This window comes from Clostridium sp. UBA2485 (assembly GCF_002341865.1).
Taxonomy (GTDB): domain Bacteria; phylum Bacillota; class Clostridia; order Clostridiales; family Clostridiaceae; genus Clostridium_J.
In genome coordinates this window covers 1-3,411 of sequence record NZ_DDOV01000122.1, presented here as the reverse complement: position 1 = coordinate 3,411, position 3,411 = coordinate 1, and the positions used below count along the sequence as shown (strand labels likewise).

General features: G+C 34.0%; 2 protein-coding genes. Both read left to right on the top strand.

Going from position 1 to position 3,411, the window contains the following annotated elements:
- Positions 1–1,670, top strand: a 1,670-nt coding sequence (locus B3603_RS22750; protein ID WP_291569128.1) for an AHH domain-containing protein, incomplete at its 5' end; no start/stop codon positions are given.
- Between the two features lie 13 nt (positions 1,671–1,683).
- Complete coding sequence (locus B3603_RS22745) at positions 1,684–2,865, top strand: suppressor of fused domain protein (RefSeq protein ID WP_291569127.1); 1,182 nt, start codon at positions 1,684–1,686, stop codon at positions 2,863–2,865.
- Positions 2,866–3,411 lie beyond the last annotated feature (546 nt).

Genomic DNA, 3,411 nt, shown 5'->3' with positions numbered 1-3,411 from the left:
GTGAAAAAGTAAAACTTAATCTTGATATAGACAAAGGTCAAAGTAAAGAAGCCGCCTGGTTTTCATATGCACCGCCTACAGGTAATACAATGTATTCAATGCCTGTAGTTGGAACAAGTGCAGCACTTTATTTTCCAAATGAAAGTAGTGAAGCTCCAATTGTAACAGGTTGTGTAAGAAAAAATGGAGGCAGCTGTGCTAAAACATCAGATACAACTAAAAGATATTTTGGAACAGAACATGGCAGTGAAATAGAAATGACTCCAGGTGCATTAAACATAAATGGAGGATCAAAAGAGCCGCTTAATATAAGCTTTGATGACAATACTGGAGTAACGCTTAAAAGCCCTAAAAAACTGAGTTTAAATGCAGATGGTGAAATATTAATAAAAACACCACAAAACATAAACATAAAAGCAGAAAGCCAGATATTTGTAGCAAAAGCAGGTACTCAAAGTGGTTTTTCAGTAGAAAACGAGTTTCATTTTTTAGGAGATACCGTAATAGAAGATGCAAGAGATAGAGAAACATATCCTCCATTTGATGATGAACCAAAGGCAGCTCAAAAGCCAGAAGAAAAACCACAGAAAAAAGAGGAAAAGAAACAGGAAGAAAAGAAAGAGGAAAAGAAAAAGTTTAGTTGGGGAAAACTAGCAATAGGTGTTATTGCAGGATTGGCAGTAGTTGCAGTGGTAACAGTAGCAGCGGTAGCAATAGCAGGGGCAGTAGCAACAGCAGCAGTAGCAACTGCAGTTGGAGCAGGTGCGGCAATAGCAGGAACAGCAGCAGTAGCAAGTCAGGCAATATCAGATAAAAGGAGTGGGGAAGTTAGTGATGCATCTGCCTATATGTGGGCTGGAGGCAGAGAATCATTCATAGGCGCACTTTCAACAGCAGTATTTGGACCTTTTGGTACAGGAAAAAAACTATGTGGAAAGATGCTGCTTGGCGGAATAACCAATGGATTTGAAAGCATAGTAAGACAAACAATGGACGGTAAAGGAATAAGCATTGGAACTGTATTGTCTGATATGGGAATTGGAATAGTAACAGCAGGAATTTTCCATGGTGCAGGGAAATTATTTAAGAAAGCGTCACCTTTTGTTAAAAATGCATTTAATAAAGTATCATCTAAAATATCAGAGAATATTAAGGTAGCTAAAATAGCATTAAATAACACAATAAAGCGACCAGTAAAAGTACTTGGATGTGGTCTTGGTGCTGCTGATGAGGCTTTGGGTGCATTTACCAAGGAGTTTAAAAAGGTTAAAAATGCAATTAAGAGTGGAAGTAATCCTACAGCAGATGAATTGTCAAAATTCGACTTTGGACGTTATTTAAAGAAAGCAAAAGGGCTTCCGCCATCAGGTATGCAGAATCCTCACGCTCATCATATTGCTGTTAAAGGTAAGTTTTCAAATCGTAAAAAAATAGTTCAAGCTTACGCTAATTATTCTAGACAAGTATTAAAAGAAGCTGGAATTGATCCATATTTTGGATTGGAAAATATTCATTGGGCTCCCAATAAAGGTCATTCTAATAAATATATTAAAGCAGTTGCTAAGGAATTATATGGTGTAAAAAGTGCAGGTGGAACAAAAGTAGACTTTGAAAGGAAGCTACTAGAGATTGCAGAACAATTACGAAAAGGAAAATTTCCACCAAGATAAGAAAGGAGTTATTATGAGTAATTTAAGTTGGACTCAGATTAAACGAGATACTTTTTCAGCAATTTCAAAAGGAGATATAGAAACATTAATTAAGATGGTTGAAAGCTACCCAAAATTAATAAATGCATATAATATAAGTGGTTATTCACTTTTATATGCTGCAGCGGAACAAAATAACAAAGACATTCTTGAATTTTTATATAGCAAAGGACTTGATGTAAATATCACTAGAAAAAATGATACAGGACGTGTTACTCCGATACATGGAGCAGTTAACAAAAATATAATTGAAAATGTTATTTGGTTACTTAATCATGGTGCAGATGTTGATGCTGGACTTGGAATACATGCGACACCTTTAATTGAAGCTGCTTTTAATGGATCTATAGAGATGGTTAAAGTGTTGCTAAAAGCAGGAGCATCAATAAATGCCTATTATTATGTAGGAGAAGGCAACGCAAAGACAAAGATAACGGCACTTGTTGCTGCTGAGATGGAGGGACATAGTGAACTTGCTAGATATCTCCGTCAGTGTGGTGCGCTTGACAATGTATCAGAAGTAGATACTGAAAGATTAATTCAAGATCAGCATGATGAGATTTTGAATCATGTAGAAAAGTATTTTGGAAAGGTTACTAATACTTTATCTGAAATCATTCCGGGAAGCAAGGTAGCTGTTAATCTACATATAATACCTAATTCAAGTAATAATTTTATCACTATAGTTACTACTGGTATGAGTGATTATCCTATGGATGATTCTACTGAGGCATTTGAAGAAAGATTTGCTGAATTAATAATTAAGTTACCAATAAGCTGGCCAATAGATAAAAATGATATGGAAGATATGAATAATTACTGGCCTTTAGGGTGGATAAGAAAAATAGCTCATATTCCTCATATGTATGATGGGTGGCTTGGAAAAGATATCATTATTCCTAATGGAGAACCTCCACAGTCATTTTCATCAAATACAAAGCTATCATGCTTAATGATATGTAAGCCTAGAGAAAGTGGACTAGAAAGGTTTGTGAGCACCCAAGGTAATATAATTAATTTTTATACCCTAATGCCTATTTATGAGGAAGAGAGGAATATTGCCTTAGAAAGTGGTTGTGAGTATTTAATAACAAAATTAAATGAAAGAGGCATTACAGATGTCTTAGATGTCACAAGAGAAAATGTTGGCTTATAGTCAGTTAGGTAAATTAATGTGGATTTAGGTGCAAGAAGATATAATAAACTATACTATGTTTTTATAGATAGCACTATTTGTAAAATAAAAGAAGATATCATTGTAACAGAAATATCGATACTATAGTAGTGTCGATATTTCTGTTTAGATAGAATTGATATGGTGTTTAAATTTTAAATAGAGAAACATATCCTCTATTTGATGATGAACCAAAGGCATCCTAAAAGCTAGAAGAAAAGAAGTAGTAATTAAACCAGGAACAGTTGAAATAATAGGAAATGGTAATTTGCTTATGAGATTAACAGATGATGGTGGAATAGAAGTTAGGAGTGATAAAAAAATAGTACTAGATAAAGGAAAAATTAAAGGTAAGAAAATTTTTAAAATAAAAGAGAGTTCAAAATAATTAATAGTAATACGACTTGATGTTGCTGAAAGTTTATTTTGAAACAAATGGTCAAGAAGAGGAGTAAATGAGATAAAAGAGGGGAGAAATTAAATGGGGGTACTTCATGCACTAAGGATTAAATCTCCTTATAAATTACT